Source organism: Planomonospora algeriensis (assembly GCF_977012225.1).
In genome coordinates, this window is sequence record NZ_CDRNDK010000665.1 from 1 (window position 1) to 2,710 (window position 2,710).

Genomic DNA, 2,710 nt, shown 5'->3' on the forward strand with positions numbered 1-2,710 from the left:
GCCCTCCGCCGCCGAAGCGGTGTCCTTCCCCCTCCGCCCGGCCCTCTTCGCCCTCCGCCCGGCCTTCCCGGCTCGCGGTACGGCGGGCGCCGCGGTGCCCGGTACGGCGGGCTCCACCGTGATGGCGTCGGGCGTGAGCCGTACCACGGCGGCCTGTCCGGGCAGCAGCGGGTCGCGCAGGGCCACCGTGCAGGCCGGATCGGAGCCGACGGTGTGCACGCCGAAGCCGAGGCGGTGCACGGACCCCGCACAGGGCCCGCCGGACACCCGGATCTCCACGATGCCGGCGGGCTCCTCGGCGAACGTGGAGACGGCCAGGCGCCGGTCCAGGGTGACCAGGTCGCCGTCGCGCAGGAGCCCGAGCACGGGGGGCGTCCGCGGGCAGGACCCGGCCGTCCAGCCACAGGTCGGGGGGTGCGGCTCCGGCGCCGGCGCGGCCCAGGCCGTAGGGGGCCCGGCTGCGGGTCAGCCGCACCACGTTGCCGGAGCGCTCGCCCGGAGGCTGCCCGGCGAGCGCTTCGGCGAGCCGGGCGACCGTGGTCGCCTCGTCGCCCTCGACCAGGACGTCCCGGTCGGCGTGCTCGCTGAGCACGGTGAGCATGATCCGCATCGCCGCTCTCCTCGGTCCGGTCCTCCGCCCAACCTAATGACTGGGAACGGCAGGGGAAGAGGTGTTCGCGGTAGAAGTGCAGGCTCGGGGACAGCATGTGGAAAACGCGGCAACCTGTGGATAACCACCGGTCGATGCCGACTTGTTATGCCGGTTCATGTGGGGAGTCGCCGCGATGGGAGCTTCCTGCCATCTGGGGACGGCTCGGACCGGCCTGTGGAAAACCCGGTGGAAAACTCCCGGGCCGCGGCCGGACGCCAGGCCCGGACGATGGGGCGGAGCCGTCCCGAGCCCGGCGGGAGCCGCCTGAACCACGTTCCCATGCCCCCAGGGTGCCACTTTTTGAACTGGTTCAGGATGGATCGCGATGAAAAGCGGCGCATGGCCGGAGGATCGGTGCCGAAGCCGCCCGGCCTGTGAACCGAATGACGGGTGGAACCATTGTGATGGCTGTTATTGGGATTTGTTGTCGTCCCTATCATCCGGATAAGTCAGATGTCACCTGTCAGAAGCGTCAGGTTTCAGTGGATCTCCATTGACAAACCCGTTCCTACCAAACGAGCATTGGTCCTCGCTTTTGCCCTACAGGACATCGGCATGGTGCGCATAATGGCGTAAATTCGATCAGTAGCCCACAAAGAGATCACTCTGGGAGCCCCCGCCCGTGAGGACCAGCCAGCAGCCATCGAGCCGCGCCCCGGTGAACGCCGACCGGCCTGTTCCGGCGGGCACCCTGTCAGGGCCGGCGTCACGCAAACTGCCCGTCTCCCCGAGGGAGCGCAAACCCGCGCTGGCGGCGCTGGCCGTGCTGCTCATCCTGGGCGGCGCGCTCGCCACCACCCTGCTCGTGCTGCGCAGCGGCGACCGGGTCTCCGCGATCCAGATCGTCCAGCAGGTCGGCACCGGGCAGCCCTTCACCGCCGCCGCGATGCGGGAGGTGCAGATCGCCGACACCGGCATCGGATACGTGCCCTACGCCGAGCGCGCCCGCGTCGCCGAGAACTTCGCCCGGGTCACCCTGCTCCCCGGCACCCTGCTGACCAGGGAGATGGTCCTGTCCTCCAGCGAGGAGCTGGGGCCGGGCAAGGCCCAGGTGGGCCTGGCGCTCAAGCCCGGCCAGCTGCCCGCCACGCTGCGCCCCGGCGACCGGGTCCAGGTCGTCCACGTGCCGGGCCGGGGCGGGGACTCCGAGGCCGCGGCCGGGCGGGTCCTCGCGCAGAGCGCGCTCGTCCACGGAGTCGGCTCGTCGGGCCGGAACGGTTCCGGCGGGCAGGTCACGATCATCGTGGACGCCACCATCTCGCCCACGGTCGTGACCTACTCCGCCCGGGGCGAGATCGCCCTGGCCGAACTGCCGGGAGCGCGCTGACGTGGCGCTCATCGTGCTGGCCGCGGACAAGGGCGCGCCCGGCGTGACCACGGCGGCCACGGCGCTCGGCGCGGTCTGGCCGCGCCCGGTGCTGCTGGCCGAGTGCGACCCCGCGGGAGGGGACGTCGCCTACCGGCTGCCGGCCGCCGACGGAGGCGTGCTCAACCCCGGCCGAGGGCTGCTCACCCTCGGCGCCACGGCCCGCCGCGGTCTGACCACCGCCCTGATCCACGAGCACACCCAGAAGATCGTCGGTGGGCTGGACGTGCTGGCCGGGCTCACCCACGGGGAGCAGGCGGCCGGGCTGACCTGGCTCTGGGGGCCGCTCGGCCGGGCGCTGGCCGCACTGCCCGGCGCGGACGTGCTGGCCGACTGCGGCCGCCTGGGCGGGCACCCGGAGCTGGGGGAGCTGATCGCCGAGGCGGGGCTGGTGGTGCTGTTCACCCGGGGGAGCCTGGACCACGTCGCGCACCTGCGCGAACGCCTGCACGTGATGCCCCGGGGGGCGCGGGTCGGGGTCGTGGTGATCGCCGACCCCCGGCAGTACCGCGGCACGATCGAGGACGTCCGCCGGATCGTGGCCGCCACCAGCAAGGACGTCGTCTTCGTGGCGGGGCTGGCGCACGACCCCAAGGGCGCGGAGCTGCTGCGGGGCCAGTGGGGCGGCCGCCTGGACCGCTCGCTGCTCATCCGCACCGCCCGCGAGCTCGCCGGCCGCCTGGCCGCCGGAG

General features: G+C 73.0%; 3 protein-coding genes. 2 read left to right on the forward strand and 1 reads right to left on the reverse strand.

Features of this window, described 5'->3' with window-relative positions; all coding sequences use genetic code 11:
- Nucleotides 1-366 (reverse strand): FHA domain-containing protein (locus ACWJ6R_RS34170; protein ID WP_449066179.1); only part of this gene is annotated, 366 nt, incomplete at its 3' end.
- Nucleotides 367-1,274: 908 nt separating this feature from the next.
- On the opposite strand from ACWJ6R_RS34170, the gene ACWJ6R_RS34175 reads away from it, so the two are divergent.
- Nucleotides 1,275-1,979, forward strand: a complete 705-nt coding sequence (locus ACWJ6R_RS34175; RefSeq protein WP_449066180.1) for a hypothetical protein — start codon at nucleotides 1,275-1,277, stop codon at nucleotides 1,977-1,979.
- Between the two features lies 1 nt (nucleotide 1,980).
- Nucleotides 1,981-2,710: hypothetical protein (locus tag ACWJ6R_RS34180; protein ID WP_449066181.1), on the forward strand; the 730-nt coding region annotated here is incomplete at its 3' end.